The organism is Epibacterium sp. HA2-3 (genome assembly GCF_055693725.2).
The window spans coordinates 586,652-606,355 of record NZ_JBVFUL020000002.1 but is presented as its reverse complement, the minus strand read 5'-3'; the positions used below and the strand labels follow the sequence as shown (position 1 = coordinate 606,355).

The following is a 19,704-nucleotide window of genomic DNA, read 5'->3' as shown; positions in this document are numbered from 1 at the left end:
TGAAAACAAACAGGAGCACATCATGAAACTCAATCGCTTTCAGCAGATCATTCTCGGAATCAGTGGTGTCACCGCATGCGCCATCGGCACGCTTATCGCTCTGGCGCCGCATGCATTCTATGCCAGTTATGGCATCACACTCGGGCAAGATCCCAACCTCCTGAATGAACTGCGCGCGCCGGGCGCGGGATTGGCGGTGTTTGGGGCCCTTATGCTCGCGGGCATGTTCCGTGCGGCCATGGTGCCGATCGCCCTCGGCGTCGCCCTCACCGTGTATCTCGCATTTCCTGCAGGACGTATCGTAGGGATCGTTCTGGATGGCATGCCAGCAGGAAGCGTGATCGGCGCGCTGGGGTTTGAGATCCTCATCGCGGGCCTTCTTCTCGTCGCCTTCAGGCCGATGCGCAAAGTCGACGCCAGTGCTGAGCGGTTTGTCGATTTGTCTGGGTAGCCAGCGGCGTGGAGCCATTTTTTTTGGGGGGGGCATGGGCTAGGCCGACAATCCATCGCTGTTCGATGAAATGAACGAAGATGCCGGTTTGGTGAGATACGCAACGCAAGAGGACCATGCCCTCGGAATTGTCAGATTTGTTGCCACTGGGATCTATGAAACCAGCGGCAACAAACCTTCGAAACTCCACGCCCGTGTCTCTCATGAGCCTTCACTGACGATCTGGCCGTGCCGTCATGAGAAGGGCAGGGGGCGACGCAAAAAGGGGGCCCGTCGGCCCCCTTCTTTCGTCTCTTACCCGCCGAAGTCGTCGAGCATGATGTCTTCGCGATCCACGCCCAGTTCCAAGAGCATGTTGATCACCGATTGGTTCATGATCGGCGGACCACACATGTAGAACTCGCAATCCTCGGGTGCCGGGTGGTTCTTGAGGTATTCCTCGTAGAGCACGTTGTGGATGAAGCCGGTGTAGCCTTTCCAGTCGTCCTCTGGCAGCGCGTCCGAGAGCGCCACATGCCACTCGAAGTTGTCAAATTCTTCGGCCAGTTGGTCGAAATCCTCGACAAAGAACATCTCCCGTTTGGAGCGTGCCCCGTACCAGAAGGTGATCTTGCGATCACGGTTTTCCAGACGCTTGAGCTGGTCAAAGATGTGGCTGCGCATCGGCGCCATACCTGCACCACCGCCGATAAAGACCATCTCTTTTTGGGTGTCGCGGGCAAAGAACTCGCCAAACGGGCCGGAGATGGTGACCTTGTCACCGGGCTTCAGGTTGAAGATATACGACGACATCTGACCCGGCGGGATCCCGGTGGAGCCCGGCGGCGGCGACGCAACACGGACGTTGAGCATGATAAGGCCCTTTTCGTCCGGGTAGTTGGCCATGGAATAGGCGCGCTCGATCGGTTCATCAACGGTCGATTCATACTGCCACAGATTGAACTTGTCCCAATCGGGGCGGTACTCTTCCTCGACGTCGAAATCCTTGTAGGACAGCTTATGCGCCGGGGCCTCGATCTGGATATAGCCACCGGCGCGGAAGTTCACATCCTCACCCTCGGGCAGTTCCAGTACCAGGTTCTTGATGAAGGTTGCGACGTTTTCATTGGAGCGCACGGTGCACTCCCATTTTTTCACGCCGAACACCTCTTCAGGCACTTCGATGTCCATGTCCTGCTTCACGGCCACCTGACAGGACAGGCGGTCGCCACAAGAGGCTTCGCGCTTGGTGATGTGGCTTTCTTCGGTGGGTAGGATGGAACCACCCCCAGAATGCACACGCACGCGGCATTGCGCACAGGTGCCACCCCCGCCACAGGCGGAGGGGACGAACATTTTCTCGGCCGCCAGCGTTTGCAGCAGTTTTCCGCCCGCCGGAACAGAGATGGTTTTCTCACCGTTGATGGTGATGTTGACGTTGCCCGAGCTGACGAGCTTGGAACGCGCCGCCAGAATGATCGTCACCAATGCGACAACGATCAAAGTGAACAGGAGAACGCCTAGTCCGAATGTAGTCACGTCTGCGCTCCTATCAGAGTTTCACGCCGCTGAAGGACATGAAGGCCAGCGCCATCAGACCTGCGGTGATGAAAGTGATGCCAAGACCCTGAAGCCCGTCGGGAATGTCGGAGTATTTCAGCTTTTCGCGCACACCCGCCATGGCGGTGATCGCCAGCGCCCAGCCAAACCCGGACGAGAGACCATATGTCGCCGCCTCGGCGAAATCATAGTTGCGTTCCACCATGAAGAGCGAACCCCCAAGGATCGCGCAGTTCACGGTGATGAGCGGCAAGAACACACCCAAGGCGTTGTAAAGCGGCGGGAAATACTTATCGAGCAGCATCTCGAGGATCTGCACCATGGCCGCGATCACACCGATGTATGAGATCAGACCCAGGAAGGTCAGATCCACATCGCCAAACCCGGCCCAGGCCAGCGCGCCCGGCGCCAGAAGGTAGGTCAGGATCAGGTTGTTTGCAGGCACGGTGATGCCCTGCACCAGCATGACCGAAACCCCAAGACCGATTGCAGTGGAGATCTTCTTGGACACCGCCAGGAAGGTACACATGCCAAGGAAGAACGACAGGGCCAGGTTCTCAACAAAGATCGCCTTGACCGCGAGGGACAGTAAGCCTTCCATCAGTGGGCCTCCACCGTCTGAATTTTATACTCACGCTCTTCGACCTGTGCCGGTTTCCATGTGCGGATCCCCCAGATCAGAAGGCCGATCACAAAGAAGGCCGACGGCGGCAGCAACATCATGCCGTTGGGCACATACCAGCCGCCGTTGTTCACGGTCTCCAGAATGGTCACACCAAAGAGCGATCCGGCGCCGAAAAGCTCGCGAAAGAATGCAACGATCAGCAGCAAAAGCCCGTAGCCGAGACCATTGCCAACCCCGTCGATAAAGCTCGCCACGGGCGGGTTCTTCATCGCAAAGGCTTCGGCGCGGCCCATCACGATACAGTTGGTGATGATGAGACCCACAAAGACCGAAAGCGTCTTGGAGATTTCATAGGCGTAGGCCTTCAGGAGCTGATCCACCAGGATCACCAGCGAAGCGATGATCACCATCTGCACGATGATCCGGATCGAAGAAGGGATCTGGTTGCGCAGCATCGAGATGAACATCGACGAAAAGCCGGTTACGAAGGTCACCGCCAGTGCCATCACAAAGGCCACCTGCATCGAGGAGGTCACAGCAAGCGCCGAGCAGATGCCCAGAACCTGCAGCGTGATCGGGTTGTTGTCGATCAGCGGATCGACCAGTTGCGAACGATAGGTTTGTGCCATCAGTCGATCTCTCCTGCTTTGAGCCGCTCGAGGAAGGCGCCATAGCCTGCCTCACCCATCCAGAACTTCACCAGATTGTCGACGCCAACCGAGGTCAGAGTCGCACCGGCCAGCGCATCTACGTGATATTCCTTGCCTGCGGGAGGCGCGGCTTTGGCCACGGTGATGGCCAGTTGCCCGTCCTCGGCAAAGAGTTTCTTGCCATTCCACAGCGCTTTCCAGCGCGGGTTGTCCACCTCGGCGCCCAGACCGGGGGTCTCGCCGTGTTGGTAGAATTGCAGACCGAAGATGTCGTTGCCGTTTTCTTCCAGCGCGATGAAGCCATATAGCGTGGACCAGAGGCCATAGCCCTCAATGGGCAGAATGACTTTGTCAATCGCACCGGCCTCGTCACGCAGCAGGTAGATCATGCGATACGCCTGCATGCTGCCACCAAGGCCCGCAGGATCTTCGTCGAGGGCGCGCACGATTGCGGGATCGCCCGCTGCGGCAAGCGCGTCAAAGGTCTCGATGTCGAACTGATCGGTATATGCTCCGGTCGACAGATCCAGCACATGCGGTTCAAACGCGGCAAAGGCTTCTGCGACGGAGACGCCCTCTTCATAGACGCCCGCCACCTGCAGCACGTTGATCCGTTTGTCGCGCAGCTTGTTTTCTTCCTGCACCGGGCGCAGAGCGACGGCTGCGGCAGACACAACCATCGAGGCCACCAGACAGAGCGCTACGGCCACAAAGATGGTCTTGCCGACAGAGTCAGGCGGTGCGTCGATGAAGCGACGGATCAGGCCCTTGTTCTCGTTTGCGTCAGACATTGCGCTTTGCCCTCCGTTTGATGTTCGCCTGCACGACAAAGTAGTCGATCAGCGGGGCGAAGACGTTGCCGAAGAGGATCGCGAGCATCATGCCTTCGGGGAAGGCCGGGTTGATGACGCGGATCATGACCACCATGAAACCAATGAGCGCGCCATAAATATAGCGACCCATATTGGTGTGCGAGGCGGACACCGGTTCAGTCACCATGAAGGCCAGACCAAAGGCATAGCCACCCAGCACCAGATGCCAGTACCACGGCATCGCGAACATCGGGTTGGTGTCCGATCCGATCCAGTTGAGCAGCGTCGAGAAGGCGATCATGCCAGCCAGACAGCCGACGACCAGACGCCAGTTGGCGATCTTCACGATCAACAGGAACGCCAGACCGATCATTGCAGCTAGTGTGGAGGTCTCGCCAAAGGAGCCCTGGATGGTGCCAATAAAGGCGTCCATCCACTCGATGCCGCGCTCCGGGAGGGCCGCGTGACCTTCGGAAGCGCCAATCGCCAGCGCGGTTGCGCCCGAAAACCCGTCAACAGGCGTCCAGACCGTTTCGCCGGACATGTAAGCAGGATAGGCGAAATAGAGGAATGCCCGGCCTACAAGCGCAGGGTTCAGGAAGTTTTTGCCCGTGCCGCCAAAGACTTCCTTGCCGATCACCACGCCAAAGATAATCCCAAGCGCAACCTGCCAGAGCGGTGTCGTGGCCGGTACGATCAGCGTGTAGAGCATCGAGGTCACGAGGAAGCCCTCATTGACCTCGTGTCCACGGACCACCGCAAAGATGACTTCAAAAATACCGCCCGCAACCAGCGTCACGATGTAGATCGGCAGGAAGTACAACAACCCGTGCATGATATTGGCAAAGGGGTTGTTGGGATCAAAACCGATGCCCAGCGTCTCGAGGATCGCTGCGCGCCAGCCCGACGCGCCATACTCGGCAATCGCCATGTTGGTCTGCAGACCGGTGTTATACATCCCAAACAGGATGCAGGGGATGGTTGCGATCACCACATAGGTCATGATCCGCTTCATATCGATGTAAGAGCGGGCATGAGGGGCAACGGTCGTGACCGTCTTTGGGGTGTAGATGAAACTCTCCACCATCTCATAGACGGGGAAGAATTTTTCGTACCGGCCACCTTTCAGGAATTGCGGCTCGATGCGATCAAAGAAATTGCGAAGACCCAAAGTCTTATCCCTCTCTTTCGATCTTGCTGAGGCTGTCGCGCAGGGCGAGGCCATATTCATATTTGGCCGGGCAGGCAAAACCGCAGAGCCCGAGGTCTTCTTCGTCCAGCTCAAGCGCACCAAGCGCCTGGGCCTGATCGGTGTCCATCACCAGGAGGGCCCGCAAGAGCTGCGTGGGCAGGAAATCCTGCGGCATCAGCTGCTCGAAGGTGCCGATCGGTACCATGGCGCGACGCCCACCGTTGAGGTTCGAGGTCAGCGCGTGAAGCTTCTTGGAGAAGGCAGAGCCCAGAACCGGCTGCACGGCATATTTCGAGGGCATCGGACGAATCCAGCCCATCGGGATCTGCTCGCGGTCTTCTTTGATCAGCGTAATCTGGCGGGCGTAGCGGCCCAGATAGGCGGTTGTGCCTTCGCCAGCGCGACCGGACAGGATGGAGCCGGAGATGACACGGATCGGATCCTCGCCGCCGAGATCCTCGGCGCAAAGATCTGTCATGGACGCACCGTTGAGTGTGCGCACGAGTCGCGGACGGCTGCATTTCGGGCCGGAGAGCGCAATGACACGTTCACTATTGATGCGCCCGGTGAGCAACAGATGGCCGATGGCGATCACGTCATGATAGCCAATGGTCCAGACCGTTTTTTCGGCGGTGGGCGGCTCGAGGAAATGCATGTGGGTTCCAGCCAAACCCGCCGGATGCGGGCCGGCAAAGCCGACAGCAGTAACGCTGGCAAGATCCGCACCGGGGATGGTCGCGCCGCTGTCTTGGCACAGGTAGGTTTTGCCCTCGGTCAGGAGCGTGACGGCCTGAAGCCCCCGTGCAAAAGCCTCTGCCTGATCGTTGATGATCGTGGCCGCATCGCCCGACAAGGGTTCGCTGTCCATGGCGGTGACATAGATCGCCGCAGGTGCTGTGTCCGGCGCGGGCACTTTGGAATAGGGGCGCGTGCGAAACGAGGTCCAGAGGCCCGATGCGCACAGTCGCGTGCGCAGACCCTCGGCACTGCTGTCATCGCCAATGGTCGAGAAATCCACCGGCTCTGCCGCGGCCTCGTCCACCTCGATCTCAACGCTGACCAGCACCCGGCGCGCGCCGCGATTGATGGCCTTGACGCGTCCCGAAACCGGTGCGGTCACCTGAACCTCTGGCGTGTCCTTATGCGCAAGCACCGGGGCACCTGCTGCAATGACGTCGCCTTCTTGAACCGAGAGTCGGGGCTTAAGTCCGATGTAGTCTTGGCCAATGATGGCGACTGTCCGGACTTTTGCTGCGTCTTCGATCTTGGTGTCAGGTGCCCCCAGCACCGGAACATCGAGACCCTTTTTCAACGTATGTTGCTGCACGTCTTCATGTCCTGTCCATTTTCCGGCTGCCTTATGCGTCACTGCGGCGCGGTTTGAAAGTTCTTTAGAGGGAAATTTTATAATTTCCTGTTGAACCCGTCCTGTTTCTGTCCCAGAAGCGCACGGAACCAAGCGTTGAACACCTAGCAACACTAGCGGAGTAGGCCTGTGTCGAACCCTCTTCTCCTTTCTCGCCGTAGCTTTATGGTCATGCCTCTTGCCCTGATGGCCTGCAAGAAAGGGTGGTCGCTGTTGGAACTCAGCGGGCTGACGATGGGGACAAGCTACTCGATCGTTGCGATCGATCACAGCAAATCCGTCGAGAAAGCAGAGCTGCAGGCGGCTGTCGACAAGGCGCTGGCACAGGTCAACGTGCAGATGTCCAACTGGGATGCCGCGTCCGAGGTGTCGCAGTTCAACGCGCTGGCCGCTGGCGAGAGCCTGTCGGTCTCTGGCGAGCTGCATCATGTAATGCAGGCTGCGCAGGACGTACATTTTGCAAGCGACGGTGCGTTTGACGTGACCGTGGGTGGTCTCATCGATCTTTGGGGCTTTGGCGCGGGTCAGACCCGCAGCGATCTTCCCTCCGAGGCCGAGATTGCGGCTGCCATGGGGTGCTGCGGTCAGGCGCAGTCGGTCGAGCTTGAGGCCGGAGGCCTCAAGAAGCTTAACGCTGGCGCCGAGGTCTATCTGTCCTCCATCGGCAAAGGGTTCGGTGTTGATCAGCTGGCCCGAGTCCTCAAGGGCTATGGCATCACCGACTACATGGTCGAGATCGGTGGCGATCTCTACACCGCTGGGCGCAACCCCGATGGTCAGCCCTGGCAGATCGGGATTGAGACGCCCGAGGCTTTTGACCGTGGCGTGACCCAGGTGGTTGGGCTTTCTGACATGGGCATGGCCACCTCTGGCGATTACCGCAACTTCTTTGACGTCGATGGCAAGCGCTACTCGCATATCATCGACGCCACCACGGGCCGTCCGGTGGAACACGACACCGCGTCTGTCACCGTTCTGACCGACAACGCGATGCTGGCGGATGCATGGGCAACAGCGATGCTGGTGCTGGGTCGCGAGCGCGGTCTCGAGATCGCAAATCAGCGTGATCTCGCGGTTCTGTTCCTTGATCGTGCGGTTGCAAATGGCGACAACGGGTTTACCTCTGTCGCATCAAACCGTTTCGAGGCGCTGACCGCGTAATCTGCGCCGCCTGATCTCTGGGAGCCCGCAATGTCGACCTTTCTGCTGACCTTTGGTTTGTTCCTTATCGTCATGGTGGGAATGGCCTTTGGGGTCATGTTCAGTGGGCGCACCATCAAAGGCAGCTGCGGCGGGCTCAACGCCATTGCGGATGCGGACAAATGTCTGGTTTGCAAGAAAGACATCGATCCCGACAGCCCTCTGCGCGAACGTCTAGCATGCCCGCGCGCGCGCAAGATGCTCGAGGAGATGGAGCGCGAGCAGGGCTGAAGACGGCATACTGGCCACTATTCTGAGTTTTCGAGATCCCCGGACCAAAGCATTGCGCCAAGGGTCCGGGGATTTTTGTTTTGGCGGGTGAGCAGCCGTTTCGGCGGGTTCAGACCGGGGTGCCTTATTGGCTGTCCGCAGCAGGAGATTCGCGCCTGCTCCAGCTGCGCATGTGCTCAAACACGATGAACAACAAGGGGATCAAGATCACGCCAATGACAGCGGATCCGATCATCCCCGCAAAGACTGGCACCCCAACGGCGAACATGCTGTCAGCCCCCGGACCCGAGGCAGTTACCAGCGGAACCAGACCTGCGATAAAGGCAAAAGAAGTCATCATCACCGGACGGAAACGCTCTTGCGCCCCCAAGGCGGCGGCGTCCTCAATCGATTTGCCTTCTCCCAATCGCAACAGAGCAAACTCTACGATCAGGATCGCGTTCTTGGCCGCCAGCGCGATGAGAACCACGATTCCGATCTGGACATAGACATCAAGGGAAGATCCCGCGACCCAGACGCCAAAAATCGCGACCATGACCGCGGCCACCACAGAAAGCATGACGCCCACCGGGACATTCCAGCTCTCGTAGAGCGCGACCAGAAACAGATAGGCAAAGAGCAGGGCAAAGCCCAGAACGATCCCCGTTTGCCCGGCCGAGCTTTTGACCTCGGACGCCATGCCGGTCCACTCATAGGCAAACCCATCCGGGATGGTTGCTGCGCCGATTTCCTCCATTGCGGCAATTGCATCGCCATCGCCCACGCCAGCGGCCGGGCTGCCGTTTATCGCCACAGCGCGATAGTTGTTGTAGCGCACCTGAGAGCGTGTGCCGGATTCTAGGCGCGCGGTCGCAAAGGGTGAGACAGGCACCATTTCGCCCGAGGCATTTCGGATGCGGATGTTGTTGATCGCGCCAATGTTGCCTCGGTAGTCCGCATCGCCATTGACCCAAACCGTGAAGCCTTTGCCAAAGAGGGTAATGTCGTTCACGTAGACCCCGCCTAACGTGCCCTGCAGAGAAGAAAACACCTGCGGCAGTGTCAGCCCCAGCGTGTAGAGCCGGTCCCGATCAATATCGAGCCGCACCTGCGGTGTGGCTGCCTCAAAGGTCGAGTAAACCGCCGAGAGACGCGGGTCCTGATTGGCGGAGACGACGACCCCGTTCATGACGGCTGCCATCTCGCGCGGCGATTGCCCCTGTAGCGCCTCCAGCATCATCTCAAAGCCGCCCGTCGCCCCGGCGCCCGGAAGCGCTGGTGGGTTCAAGGCGATGAAGTTGGCGCCGCCGATCTGCTGCAGGCGGCCCGTGATCCGTCGCACGATCTCCGTCGAGTGCATGGCAGGGTCTTCGCGATCGGCAAAATCCGCAAGACGGATAAAGACGATGCCCGCATTCGAGGCCAGACCACCGTCGATCAGGCTGAAACCTGCGATGGTAACGATGCTCTCGACGCCCTCTTCCTGGCGGATCAGGGCGTCGCCTGCCTCCAGCACGGCGGTGGTCCGATCCAACGAGGCACCGGGGGGCAGAGTTGAGACCGCAAGGATGAAACCCTTGTCTTCTGCCGGCAGAAATCCCGAGGGGGTAATGCTGCCCAGCCGGAAGGTCGCAAAGCCAAAGAGCGCCGTCAGGGCCAGGCTCAATACAGCCAAACGCGCCAGCCTGCGGATCAGGTTGCCATAGCCTCGGCTGAAGGCATCGATCCCATCAGAGACCCTACGCATGAAGCGGATCGGTTCGCCAGGTTTCATCAGGATCGCGCAGAGGGCAGGAGAGAGCGTCAGCGCATTGATCGCAGAAATCACCATCGCCGCCGAGATGGTAACCGCGAACTGGCGAAACAGGACGCCGCTTGATCCGGGCAGGAATGCCACCGGCACAAAGACCGACAACAGCACCAGCGTGATTGCAATGATCGGCCCGGTGATCTCTTTCATGGCCTTGCGCGTCGCGTCGGCGGGCGACAGGTCCGGCTCTTCATGCATGACCTTTTCGACGTTCTCGACCACCACGATCGCGTCATCCACCACGATTCCAATTGCAAGGATCATCGCCAAGAGCGAAATCGTATTGGCCGAATACCCAAGCGCCAATAGCACCGCAAATGTGCCCACGATCGAAACGGGAACCGCGATCAGCGGAATGAGCGTCGGGCGCAAGCGCCCCAGAAAGACAAACACAACAATGCCGACAAGGACGAAGGCCTCGATCAGCGTGTGTTCCACCTTCTTGATCATGGCTTCGACAAATTCGGCGGTGTCATAGATAAAGCTGTAGCTTACGCCGTCGGGAAACCGTTCCTGCAACTCTACGAGCTTGTGGCGCACGGTTTCGGCCACCGCGACCGCATTGGCTCCGGGGGAGAGAAACACCGCTATTGGCGCACTCGGCGTGCCTTCAAATCGAGTCTCGACATCGTAGGTCGCCGCGCCAAGCTCCACGCGGGCCACATCCTTGACGCGCACAAAAGATCCATCGGTCTCGCTGCGGAGGATGATGTTTTCGAACTCATCGGCGCTGGTCAGCTTGCCTTTGGTAACAATCGTCATCTGCAAACCCGCACCATCTTCCACAAGAGGGGCCGCGCCGATCCGCCCGGCCGAGGCCTGCAGGTGCTGGCTGCGTATGGCGCTTACGATGTCATCGACGCTCATCTCGCGATCCGACATTTTTTGCGGATCAAGCCAGATGCGCATCGCGTAGTCCCGGACACCGTAGTTGAACACGTCCCCTACGCCGTCGATGCGCTTTAGCTCGTCGATGATGTTGATCGCGACGAAATTGGCGAGGAACAGTTGGTCATGCGCCGGGTCGTCAGAGTGAAAAGTAAAGACCTGCAAGATGTCCCTGGAGGCCTTCTTGATCTGAAGGCCCTGATCGCGCACCGCCTGTGGAAGTCGGGGTTCAGCCAACTTTACGCGATTTTGCACGTTCACGGTGGCGAGATCCGGGTCTTCACCCAACTCAAAGCTCACAGTGAGGCTGTATTCGCCCGCGTTGTTGGAGTTGGAGCGCATGTAGCGCATGCCTGAAACCCCGTTGACCTGGCTCTCAATCGGCACCGCGATGGCTTCTTCTACGGTTGCCGTGTCCGCACCGCTATAGCTGGCACTGACCTGGACGGTGGGGGGCGCGATCTCGGGGTACTGGGCCACCGGAATGGCAGACATGGCAATCAGGCCGGCGATGGTTATGACGATGGAAATCACCATGGCCAGGCGTGGGCGGCGGATAAAGACTTCTGAAATCATGGCGCCGCTCCCTAGTTGTCTGTGTTCACTAGCGAGACTGCAACCCTGTTGCCCGGACGTGCCTTCTGGATGCCCTCAACAATGACCCGCGCACCTGCCTCCAGCCCGTCTTTGACCTCCAGGTACCCGGCCCGCTGGGTGCCCACTTCGACCCGTTGGGCCTGCACTCTGTCCTCACCGTCAACCACCAGCACATATGCTCCCTGCTGATCCAGCAAGAGTGCCTGCGCTGGCAGGGCAAGCGCGCGGCTGTCGGCGTTGGCCACCAGATGCACATCCACAAGGCCGTTGTTGATCAGGAGGTTGTCCGGATTTGGAACCGTCGCGCGGACGATGACCGCATCGCTGGAAGAGGCCGCGCTCACATCGGTGAAGGTGATCACGCCGTGATGCGGATAAACAGAGCCATCTGCCAAGGTGAGCGAGACAAACACGTCCTCGTTGCGCGCGCCCCGTTTGCGAAAATCGATCATGCTGCGCTGAGGCACCGGAAAGCTCGCATAGATCGGATCAAACTGCACGAGGGTCGCCATCGGGCCGGATTGTGGGCTGATCAGATCTCCGGTGGCAACTGCAGATCGCCCGATGAGCCCCGAAATAGGCGCGCTGATCTCCGTATAGGCGAGGTTGATCCTCGCTGCTTCGACCTGAGACTGGGCGGCGGCAACATTCGCCTGGCTGACGGCAAGATTGGCCTGAGCTTCCTCAAGGAGCGCCCGAGATTGCACGTCTCGCCGGGTCAGTTCCTCTTGGCGATCAAACTTCTGCTGCGCCAGGGTTTCGGTGGCTTGTGCCACGGCTAGTGCCGCCTCTGCCTGATGCACCGTGTTGCGATAGATGTCCTGATCGAGTGTATAGAGAGGCTGCCCTTTCTCGACAAATGCCCCTTCTTCAAAGTGCCGCGTGCTAAGATAACCTTGCACGCGCGCGATCAGATCGACGGATTTAATGGCCTCGATGCGACCCGAAAAAGTTTCGGCTTCTTGAAAGTTTCGCTCCTCAATGATTGCAACGGTGACGGCAGGCGGTGGCGGCGCGGCATTTTGGTCTTGTGCTGCGGCGGAGAAGGGAAGCGCAGTCAACGCGCCTATAAGCAGACAGGTAAGGCGGATCCACGCGCAAAATTGATCCGTTCTGCGATCAATAGAAGAAGCCATTTCGACCTCCTTCAACTTATGTGTTCAAAAAACAGAATGTTGCAAAACTAATGTTAGTTAGACACAAGTTGGTGTCGGCTGCCAAGAAAATCTTTGGCGCAGACCCGCCACATATGGATTGCCTCGCGTCTTGGCTTGGCAGCCTATGGCGCGGGGTGGGCGGCACCATAGACGTGTTGAGTTTGCCGAACGGGCCTCCTATACAAAAGCTCTCGAACTGCCACAGGAACCAGTATGTCGATTTCAAAGTGCCGGATCATCGACCTCCCACGCATAGCGGATGCCCGTGGCAATCTGACCTTCATTGAAGGGCAAAACCACATCCCGTTCGACATCAAGCGTGTCTACTATCTCTACGATGTGCCAGGCGGGTCCGACCGCGGGGAGCACGCGCACAAGAACCTGCATCAATTCATGGTCTGCATGTCGGGTAGTTTTGATGTGTGTCTGGACGACGGTTTCGAGAGCAAGCGCATTCAGCTCAACCGGTCTTATTTTGGCATCTACATCTGTCCAATGATCTGGCGGTATCTGGACAATTTCTCCTCAGGTGCGGTTTGCATGGTGCTCGCTTCCGAGCCATATGACGAGGCGGATTATATCCGGGATCGGGATGAGTATCTCCGCGCGGTGCGCGCGTCATGAGCGTTTCGTTCCTGGATTTGAGCGCGGCTTATGCAGAGGTTTCGGCAGAACTCGAGGCGGCCGCTCAGCGTGCGATGCGCTCTGGCTGGTACATTGGCGGGCCGGAAGTTACGGCGTTTGAAACCGCTTTTGCCAAGTTCTGCGACGCAAAAGACGCCATCGGCGTGGCCAATGGTTTGGAGGCGATAGAGATTGCCCTTCATGCCTTTGAGATTGGCGCAGGGGACGAGGTCATCGTTCCGGCCAACACATTCATCGCGACCTGGCTTGCGGTGGCTCGCCGCGGTGCGGTGATTGTGCCCGTCGAGCCGGATCCCGAGACCTACAACATCACACCCGAGGCCATTGCAGAGGCAATCACACCGCGGACACGGGCGGTGATTCCGGTACATCTTTATGGTCAGCCAGCGGACATCGATGGGATCATGCGCGTCGCGTCAGAGCGTGATCTGATCGTGATCGAAGATGCTGCGCAATGTCATGGGGCTCGGTGTCACGGCGCGCGGATCGGGAGTGTCGGCCACGCCGCGACTTGGAGCTTTTATCCGTCCAAGAACCTCGGCGCGCTTGGTGATGGCGGTGCGATTACCACCAACCATGCTGAAGCCGCCGCGCGCATGCGGTTGCTAAGCAACTACGGATCTTCCCAGAAGTACATTCACGACCTTCCGGGAACAAACAGTCGCCTGGATCCGCTGCAAGCCGCGATGCTATCGGTCAAGCTTCCCCTGCTTGACGAGTGGAATCGTCGTCGCCAAGCCGTTGCAGCAGAGTATCTGGATGCTTTGGCGGAAACCGCGCTTGTTCTGCCCAAAATCGCTGATTGGGCAGAGCCGGTCTGGCATCTCTTCGTCGTCCGCCACCCAGATCGCGACGACCTGATGACCGCATTGCGAGAACGTGGGGTGGAGACCCTCATTCACTATCCGATCCCGCCGCATCGACAAAACGCTTTCAAAGATCTCGGATTTGGCGAAGGGGCCTTTCCAATCACGGAACAGATGTCGCAAGAATGCTTTAGCTTGCCGATGGGTCCGCATCTTTCCACCGATGATACCCAGCGCGTGATTGCCGCCCTCAAAGAGCTCTTGGCGTGACGTCGCCAAGCGGGGAGGCCTCGGCATGTCCACGGTGCAGTGTGATTTGCCTCACGTATAATCACGCGGCGTATTCAGCGGCGGCGATCGCTTCGGTCGCAGAGCAGACCTATCCCAATATCGAGATCATCGTGGTTGACGATGGATCGACAGACGGCAATGCCGACATCGTAGAAGCGGCACTCAAGTCGTGCGGACGACCCTACAAATTTTTGCGACAAGAAAATACTGGCAATATCGCGATGAACATGAACCGGGGCATCGCGGCGGCCACTGGCGATTATATGTCGATGTTCTCACTGGATGACCTGCTGCTTCCAGATTGCATCGCGACCAAGATGGAACTTTTGATCGCGGATCCTAAATTGGTTTTCGTTGCCAATACCTGCAACATGGAGGTCGACGGGGCAGGGCGGGTGACGGACCCGCTCTACAAATCCGGGCTCTATGAGCTTGAGATCGCGACGGCAGAAGCCTTGCTTGAGCTTGAATTCGAACACATTGGATTGCTCTACATGCAGGGCGTGGTGATTTCGGCACATGTGGTGCGCGCGATCAAGGGCTATGATGAGGACCTAAAAGGGGATGACCTGATCATCCGCACGAAGATCTTTCGTCACATGCAAGCGCATCCTGAACTGGGTTTTTGCCTGCTGCATAGGCCCGGCGTGCAATACCGCAAACACAGCGAGAACATTCACCGTAACTCATGGCGTCAGGTAAAACTCGCGCTCGAATGGCGGGATCGCTTTTTTCCTGAGCGCTCCATGCCGCACCTCTGGCGGGTTTGGGTCGTGCGTGCGCTCAAGACCTCTATTGCGGAGGGCGATATGGATACCGTGACCACCATGACGTCAGAGCATTCAGAAATTTCCGAGGTCTATAACGGCTACCGTGGCAGTTGGAAGTTCTGGCGCAACATGGCGAAAAACAAAATTCGACAGCTGTTTGCGCGCGCCTGAAGGGCGACGGAAGCCTGTTCTTTCTAATCTGGTGCGGGGTTTGATGTGGGCGCGACCGTCTCAGAGATCCAGGGCGTAGCGTTGATATACCACGCAGCGCGCGCCAAACATTTCTTTTTGTTGTGCAAGGCCCGGATTTAGGACAGCCCCCCCTTCGGTGGTTGAGATGCCAAAATCAAACCAGTCGCGATCGGCAAAAACGGATTGGATCAGGTGCAGGATAATCGCATCGATCGCACCTGCCGCCCGCCCTTCGGGGTTGCCTGCGATGTACTGAATATGGATGCAGCGCCCGCAGTCAAAGCTCACGACACCTGCCTGCATGGTGTTGCCTTGCATCGCGCCAAACAAGCGAATGCGACTCGGAAAACTCTGGGCAAGCTGCTCAATCTCTGCCAACGAGTGGGTGGGCGCTGCCTCATGTCGTTCGGCCAGAACATCAGTCAATATACCCCAGAACGCAGACCAGTCCTGCGTTTCCGAAACGACAAAGCCCTCTTTGGCGGCGCGTTTTGCGGCCTGACGCCGGGATTGGGATTCCTTTGGGCGGCGGGATAGGGGAATAGCGGCAGAGGCATCGGTCTGGATCAAGCGTCCGCCAAGACGTGACAGCGCATAGAGATCTTCCTCTACTGGGGCGCTGTGATAGAAATGCGGTGTTGGCTTGTAAATCAGTTGGGTGGCGCCGGTGTGGCGCAAATACGCGCTGATTGCCGCCATGGTCTCCAACATCAAACCTGTGCGCATGTCATTTCCGACAATCACTCCGCCGTAGGTAAGGCCGCCGTGAGAGACAACTTGTGTCTCACTTCGGTTGGCAGGGAGCAGCGCCAGCACTTTTCCCGCGCGCTTCACCATGAGCGATGCATCATGAAACCGGTCTGCATGGTAATCCATGAAGCGGCGGTCATGCAAAAAAGTGCCATTGCGCGACGCGGCGACAAAGGCGTTCCATGCGTCCGCCTCGGACACGTCATAGGGTTCAATGGTCAGATCAGTCATGCCTCAGCCTGCCATTCTGCGACGCCGACGCCGGTCTCACCCATGTTGTTTCCGTTGTAAAACAGATAGCTACGACCAGTTGGCGTGTCGATCCTTGCCGGATAGCATGTCATTTCTGCATCCCAGTCGCCGGGCGCTCCGCGAGGCAGTTCAACCTCATCTGAACGCTGAAACACGATCCCGTCTTTGGAGTGCGCCAGGTGGCTTGAATAGTGCTTGTCGAACGTATCCGACGTCACGCGCAGCTCAAAACTGCCATCTGCGAGACGATTGGCACGGGGGCGACCGATGCGGTATTCGGCCTCATTCACATCCATGATCTTCACTGCATCACGCATGTCAAAGTGAAGGCCATCTTCTGAGGGAACCGTCCAGCAATTGTACTGTGGGTAGATACGCCCGTTGATGTCCTGCCAGCGCTGACCGCAGGAAATCCACGCGCGAAACCCGGTCTCTGTTTGGGCAATGCTATGCAGCGCATTGATGAACAACGCTTCGGGCGCGCGATCTAGAACCGGGGTGGGGAACACCCGGTCAAAGCGCGTGCCAGACGCATCGCTGATCGCTACGCCCGTGAAGGCCAAAAACTTTGCCTTTTCAACAAGCTGAAAGCCCACGTAATACATCCGAAGTTCGGCTTCGGACGTTCTGATCACATCTCCAAGAATGACGCCGTTGTCGTCAAACATGCCCGGTTCGCCGAGGTCCAGCGCCGGTGCATCGCAGACCGCGATCACCCGAAGTGGGTTGTGGGCATCAAGATCGACCCAGCCAATCCGAGAGATACCCGCATCATCGCGCATGCCCCCATAGAGACGAATGACATCCGCAGACATCTGCACGGGAACCGGTGTCATGAAACTGTGCTGCGCCCAATCCGCAAATCCGTCGGCGCAATACACCCGACCAAGTTTGTGCCAAGCCATGTCAGTTCTTGAGTTTGAAGTAACGATAGGTGCTAACCCGCGATGGTTCGGCCGGATGCCCCGTCAGGAGTTGGCCAGGCTCTTTGAAAGACTTATTGACCACTGTTGCAAGCCCGACAAAGCAGTCTTCGCCGATCTCGATATTGTCGGCAAAGGATGCATTAACGCCGACAAAGCACCGCCGCCCGATCTTGCAATACCCCGACACCACGACATGCGAGGAGAGGAAGCAGAACTCTCCAATCTCGGTCTGGTGGCCGATGTGGTTCCCACTCCATAGTACGACACCGTCACCAATCTTGACCCCGTGTTGCACAACATTGTTTTCAAAGATGAAAACATTCTCGCCGAGCTCGGCTGTACGCCACACGAAGGCATGCGAACTGATGTAGTTGGCGAGCCCATATCCTTTTTCGCGCATGACCCCAACCAGACGCTCTCTGACGCGATTGAGTTGGGTGTTGGTGACGGCCACATGCGCTTTCACTTCCAAAGGATCGAAATGATCTTCGACGGTCTCCAGATCGATCAGCGGCAGACCACAATGGGTGTCGCCCTCACGAAAGGCGGCCTCGACGGCAAACCCCACAACGTCATAATCGGAGTCATAGGTAAAATACTCATAGGCGATGTCGGCGAATTCACCTGCGCCCACGATCAACAAGGGTGTCGTCATATCATCACTGCCTCAGCTTTTTACCTGCCAGTGATATACGTGAGTCATAGCGTGAATGAAATCCAAGAATGTTTCGTGACGTGGCAGCCCTTAAGCCGAGACCACTATTTTGGGCTTCATATTGGGCTTCGAAACTCCTTCCCGCATGCCTCGTCGTCTTTGAAAGGATCTTAAGTTTCGCACGGTACGCTCGGGTTCTGACCCACGTCACCCAGCTTTTGAACACGGACCCTGAAATGACCATTGCGTTTTCTCCCCGCGATCTGACCCCGCTCTATGCTTCGGCGGTTGCGCTGCTCAATGCGGGCAATCTTGCAGCAGCGAGGGAACAGCTTTTGCGGTCTTTGCATGAAGAAGGGGAGACGGCGCTCAGCTACCACTATCTCGCGCAGATCCTCGAGCGCGCCGGTGGGCCCGGCACCGAGGTGCTGGCGGCGCAGGCCAATGCGTTGAAATGTGCGCCCAACCACCCGGTGTTTCTGGCAGCACTCGGTGTGCGCTTGGTTGATGCCGGGCGCGATCAAGATGCGCTTGTGCTCCTCAGGAAGGCGCTGGAGATCGACCCCCAAAACCCTCTGGCGCTCCCCTGGGTCATGCGGCTCAATCGCCGCTACTTGCAGTGGACCTCATATGAGGAAGAGGCCGCAGCATGTGAGATGCTCCTCAAGAGCGCGCACAAGGTGGATCCGCTGCTCTCGCTGACATTTGTGGATGATCCAGCCCAGCAGTTGAAGATCGCCGCACGCAGCGCGCCCGATGTCGCCGTTCAGCCGCTGGAGCCGCATGCCCCGCATGAAAAGATCCGTGTCGGGTATTTCTCGGCAGATTTCAGCGAACATGCCACGATGCATCTGATCGAAGGGCTGATTGAGGCGCATGACAAAGGCGTCTTTGAATTCCATGTGTATGATTTCAAACCGGATCCCACGTCTCGCCAGCATCAGATCATCCGCGATTTTGCAGATTGCTATCACGACGTCAGCGCGCTTTCGGCCGCACAAACGGCCGCGTTGGCCCGTCAGGAGCAGCTTGATATTGCCGTTGATCTCAAGGGGATCACCACCGACTCGCGACCAATGATCTTTGCGCTCCGGGTCGCGCCTGTGCAGGTTTCATTTCTGGGATTTCCAGGCACAACCGCGATTGCGGAAATGGACTATATGATCGCGGATCGCATCACCATTCCTGACGGGGATGAACGGTTTTACAGCGAAAAGATTCTCCGCCTGCCGGGATGCTACCAGCCCAACACGAATTCGCGCATCCTGCCTGAGGGGGCAGGTGGGCGCGCCGCCTTTGGCCTGCCGGACGACCGGTTTGTATTCGCGAGCTTCAATCATCCGCACAAGGTTGGCCCGAGCGAATTTGCAACTTGGATGGAGATTTTGCGCGAGGTGCCTCAGGCGGTGCTCTTGTTCTATTCGGGAAAGGCGGAACTGGGCGCCGCACTGGCCGAACGGGCCAAGGCCCACGGGGTTGAGCCGTCGCGGATCTTGGCCTGCGGTCCGCTTCCCCAGACGGCGCATCTGGAGCGGATCGCGCAGGTCGATCTTTGTCTGGATTGTTTTGCCTACAATGCCCATACCACCGCTTCGGATGCGGTCTGGGCGGGTGTGCCCTTGCTGACGCTTGCAGGTCGTCAGTTTGCGGCACGCGTTGCGACCAGCATCCTGTCGACGGCGGGTGTGCCGGAACTCTCGACGGTCTCGACCAAGGACTATGTGGCAAAGGCGGTGCATCTTGCCACCCACCCAGAGGATCTTCTGGCCCTAAGGCAGAAAATTTCAGCGGCGCGGCACGGCTCGCCTCTCTTTGATACCAAGCGCTGGACCCGTGACTACGAGGCTCTCTTGCAGATGTGCTATCAACGCCACCGGGCCGGTGAGGCACCCGACCACATGTCCCTCAGCGACGGCTGAG

At 58.3% G+C, this 19,704-nt stretch carries 18 protein-coding genes; 7 read left to right on the top strand and 11 right to left on the bottom strand.

The genetic code is table 11. The annotated features are described in order from the left end of the window. Nucleotides 1-22 precede the first annotated feature (22 nt). Nucleotides 23-451 (top strand): DUF4345 domain-containing protein, encoded by a 429-nt coding sequence (locus tag ACZ1HH_RS17380; protein WP_168610202.1) that lies wholly within the window; start codon nt 23-25, stop codon nt 449-451. 294 nt (nt 452-745) lie between these two features. On the opposite strand, the gene nqrF is transcribed toward ACZ1HH_RS17380, so the two are convergent. From nqrF to ACZ1HH_RS17350, 6 genes are read right to left on the bottom strand one after another with little or no spacing between them, the layout of a single operon-like run. Beyond that, nucleotides 746-1,969 carry an NADH:ubiquinone reductase (Na(+)-transporting) subunit F gene (gene nqrF / locus ACZ1HH_RS17375; RefSeq protein ID WP_472635495.1) on the bottom strand — a complete coding sequence of 408 codons (1,224 nt, stop codon included), beginning with the start codon at nt 1,967-1,969 and terminating at the stop codon, nt 746-748. Nucleotides 1,970-1,982: 13 nt separating this feature from the next. Continuing rightward, entirely contained in the window at nt 1,983-2,591 is a 609-nt protein-coding gene (nqrE, locus tag ACZ1HH_RS17370; RefSeq protein WP_011537028.1) for an NADH:ubiquinone reductase (Na(+)-transporting) subunit E, read from the bottom strand. After that, entirely contained in the window at nt 2,591-3,244 is a 654-nt protein-coding gene (locus ACZ1HH_RS17365) for an NADH:ubiquinone reductase (Na(+)-transporting) subunit D (protein ID WP_011537029.1), read from the bottom strand. The genes nqrE and ACZ1HH_RS17365 overlap by 1 nt, the downstream gene beginning before the upstream one ends. Next, nucleotides 3,244-4,056: a Na(+)-translocating NADH-quinone reductase subunit C gene (locus ACZ1HH_RS17360; protein WP_472635494.1), complete on the bottom strand. Its 813-nt coding sequence runs from the start codon at nt 4,054-4,056 to the stop codon at nt 3,244-3,246. Before ACZ1HH_RS17360 ends, ACZ1HH_RS17365 begins: the two co-directional genes overlap by 1 nt. Next, nucleotides 4,049-5,248, bottom strand: a complete 1,200-nt coding sequence (locus ACZ1HH_RS17355) for an NADH:ubiquinone reductase (Na(+)-transporting) subunit B (RefSeq protein WP_011537031.1) — start codon at nt 5,246-5,248, stop codon at nt 4,049-4,051. The genes ACZ1HH_RS17360 and ACZ1HH_RS17355 overlap by 8 nt, the downstream gene beginning before the upstream one ends. 4 nt (nt 5,249-5,252) lie before the next feature. Beyond that, nucleotides 5,253-6,596: a Na(+)-translocating NADH-quinone reductase subunit A gene (locus ACZ1HH_RS17350; RefSeq protein ID WP_011537032.1), complete on the bottom strand. Its 1,344-nt coding sequence runs from the start codon at nt 6,594-6,596 to the stop codon at nt 5,253-5,255. A 168-nt stretch (nt 6,597-6,764) separates the two neighbouring features. Between ACZ1HH_RS17350 and ACZ1HH_RS17345 the strand changes: the two genes are divergently transcribed. Then, a complete protein-coding gene (locus ACZ1HH_RS17345) occupies nt 6,765-7,796 on the top strand; it encodes an FAD:protein FMN transferase (RefSeq protein ID WP_011537033.1) in 1,032 nt (343 codons plus the stop codon). A gap of 30 nt (nt 7,797-7,826) precedes the next feature. Then, nucleotides 7,827-8,066, top strand: a complete 240-nt coding sequence (gene nqrM, locus ACZ1HH_RS17340; RefSeq protein ID WP_011537034.1) for a (Na+)-NQR maturation NqrM — start codon at nt 7,827-7,829, stop codon at nt 8,064-8,066. Nucleotides 8,067-8,190: 124 nt separating this feature from the next. Here the strand turns inward: nqrM and ACZ1HH_RS17335 are convergent, their stop codons facing one another. Beyond that, nucleotides 8,191-11,319 (bottom strand): efflux RND transporter permease subunit, encoded by a 3,129-nt coding sequence (locus tag ACZ1HH_RS17335; RefSeq protein ID WP_472635493.1) that lies wholly within the window; start codon nt 11,317-11,319, stop codon nt 8,191-8,193. Nucleotides 11,320-11,330: 11 nt separating this feature from the next. After that, entirely contained in the window at nt 11,331-12,401 is a 1,071-nt protein-coding gene (locus ACZ1HH_RS17330) for an efflux RND transporter periplasmic adaptor subunit (RefSeq protein ID WP_472635492.1), read from the bottom strand. A 309-nt stretch (nt 12,402-12,710) separates the two neighbouring features. Between ACZ1HH_RS17330 and ACZ1HH_RS17325 the strand changes: the two genes are divergently transcribed. Genes ACZ1HH_RS17325 through ACZ1HH_RS17315 form a run of 3 tightly spaced genes read left to right on the top strand, consistent with a single transcriptional unit; the run spans nt 12,711 to nt 15,180 of the window. Beyond that, nucleotides 12,711-13,121, top strand: a complete 411-nt coding sequence (locus tag ACZ1HH_RS17325) for a sugar 3,4-ketoisomerase (RefSeq protein WP_011537037.1) — start codon at nt 12,711-12,713, stop codon at nt 13,119-13,121. Continuing rightward, nucleotides 13,118-14,218, top strand: coding sequence for a DegT/DnrJ/EryC1/StrS family aminotransferase (locus ACZ1HH_RS17320; protein WP_472635491.1), 1,101 nt, complete (start codon nt 13,118-13,120; stop codon nt 14,216-14,218). Before ACZ1HH_RS17325 ends, ACZ1HH_RS17320 begins: the two co-directional genes overlap by 4 nt. Then, on the top strand, nt 14,215-15,180 hold the full coding sequence (locus tag ACZ1HH_RS17315) for a glycosyltransferase family A protein (RefSeq protein ID WP_472635490.1): 966 nt from the start codon (nt 14,215-14,217) through the stop codon (nt 15,178-15,180). Before ACZ1HH_RS17320 ends, ACZ1HH_RS17315 begins: the two co-directional genes overlap by 4 nt. A gap of 60 nt (nt 15,181-15,240) precedes the next feature. On the opposite strand, the gene ACZ1HH_RS17310 is transcribed toward ACZ1HH_RS17315, so the two are convergent. From ACZ1HH_RS17310 to ACZ1HH_RS17300, 3 genes are read right to left on the bottom strand one after another with little or no spacing between them, the layout of a single operon-like run. Then, nucleotides 15,241-16,182: a GNAT family N-acetyltransferase gene (locus tag ACZ1HH_RS17310; protein WP_487320459.1), complete on the bottom strand. Its 942-nt coding sequence runs from the start codon at nt 16,180-16,182 to the stop codon at nt 15,241-15,243. Beyond that, on the bottom strand, nt 16,179-17,108 hold the full coding sequence (locus ACZ1HH_RS17305; protein ID WP_011537041.1) for a glycoside hydrolase family protein: 930 nt from the start codon (nt 17,106-17,108) through the stop codon (nt 16,179-16,181). The genes ACZ1HH_RS17310 and ACZ1HH_RS17305 overlap by 4 nt, the downstream gene beginning before the upstream one ends. Before the next feature lies 1 nt (nt 17,109). Further along, nucleotides 17,110-17,784, bottom strand: a complete 675-nt coding sequence (locus ACZ1HH_RS17300) for an acetyltransferase (protein ID WP_011537042.1) — start codon at nt 17,782-17,784, stop codon at nt 17,110-17,112. 236 nt (nt 17,785-18,020) lie between these two features. Here ACZ1HH_RS17300 and ACZ1HH_RS17295 point away from each other — a divergent pair, with 236 nt between their 5' ends. Beyond that, nucleotides 18,021-19,703, top strand: coding sequence for an O-linked N-acetylglucosamine transferase, SPINDLY family protein (locus ACZ1HH_RS17295; RefSeq protein ID WP_472635488.1), 1,683 nt, complete (start codon nt 18,021-18,023; stop codon nt 19,701-19,703). Nucleotide 19,704 lies beyond the last annotated feature (1 nt).

Excerpts from the sequence above, each read along its gene's own strand:
- ACZ1HH_RS17380 (WP_168610202.1), top strand. The coding sequence starts at position 23 with ATGAAACTCAATCGCTTTCAGCAGATCATTCTCGGAATCAGTGGTGTC.
- nqrE (WP_011537028.1), bottom strand. The coding sequence starts at position 2,591 with ATGGAAGGCTTACTGTCCCTCGCGGTCAAGGCGATCTTTGTTGAGAAC.
- ACZ1HH_RS17365 (WP_011537029.1), bottom strand. The coding sequence starts at position 3,244 with ATGGCACAAACCTATCGTTCGCAACTGGTCGATCCGCTGATCGACAAC.
- ACZ1HH_RS17360 (WP_472635494.1), bottom strand. The coding sequence starts at position 4,056 with ATGTCTGACGCAAACGAGAACAAGGGCCTGATCCGTCGCTTCATCGAC.
- nqrM (WP_011537034.1), top strand. The coding sequence starts at position 7,827 with ATGTCGACCTTTCTGCTGACCTTTGGTTTGTTCCTTATCGTCATGGTG.
- ACZ1HH_RS17335 (WP_472635493.1), bottom strand. The coding sequence starts at position 11,319 with ATGATTTCAGAAGTCTTTATCCGCCGCCCACGCCTGGCCATGGTGATT.
- ACZ1HH_RS17325 (WP_011537037.1), top strand. The coding sequence starts at position 12,711 with ATGTCGATTTCAAAGTGCCGGATCATCGACCTCCCACGCATAGCGGAT.
- ACZ1HH_RS17320 (WP_472635491.1), top strand. The coding sequence starts at position 13,118 with ATGAGCGTTTCGTTCCTGGATTTGAGCGCGGCTTATGCAGAGGTTTCG.
- ACZ1HH_RS17310 (WP_487320459.1), bottom strand. The coding sequence starts at position 16,182 with ATGACTGATCTGACCATTGAACCCTATGACGTGTCCGAGGCGGACGCA.
- ACZ1HH_RS17305 (WP_011537041.1), bottom strand. The coding sequence starts at position 17,108 with ATGGCTTGGCACAAACTTGGTCGGGTGTATTGCGCCGACGGATTTGCG.
- ACZ1HH_RS17300 (WP_011537042.1), bottom strand. The coding sequence starts at position 17,784 with ATGACGACACCCTTGTTGATCGTGGGCGCAGGTGAATTCGCCGACATC.
- ACZ1HH_RS17295 (WP_472635488.1), top strand. The coding sequence starts at position 18,021 with ATGACCATTGCGTTTTCTCCCCGCGATCTGACCCCGCTCTATGCTTCG.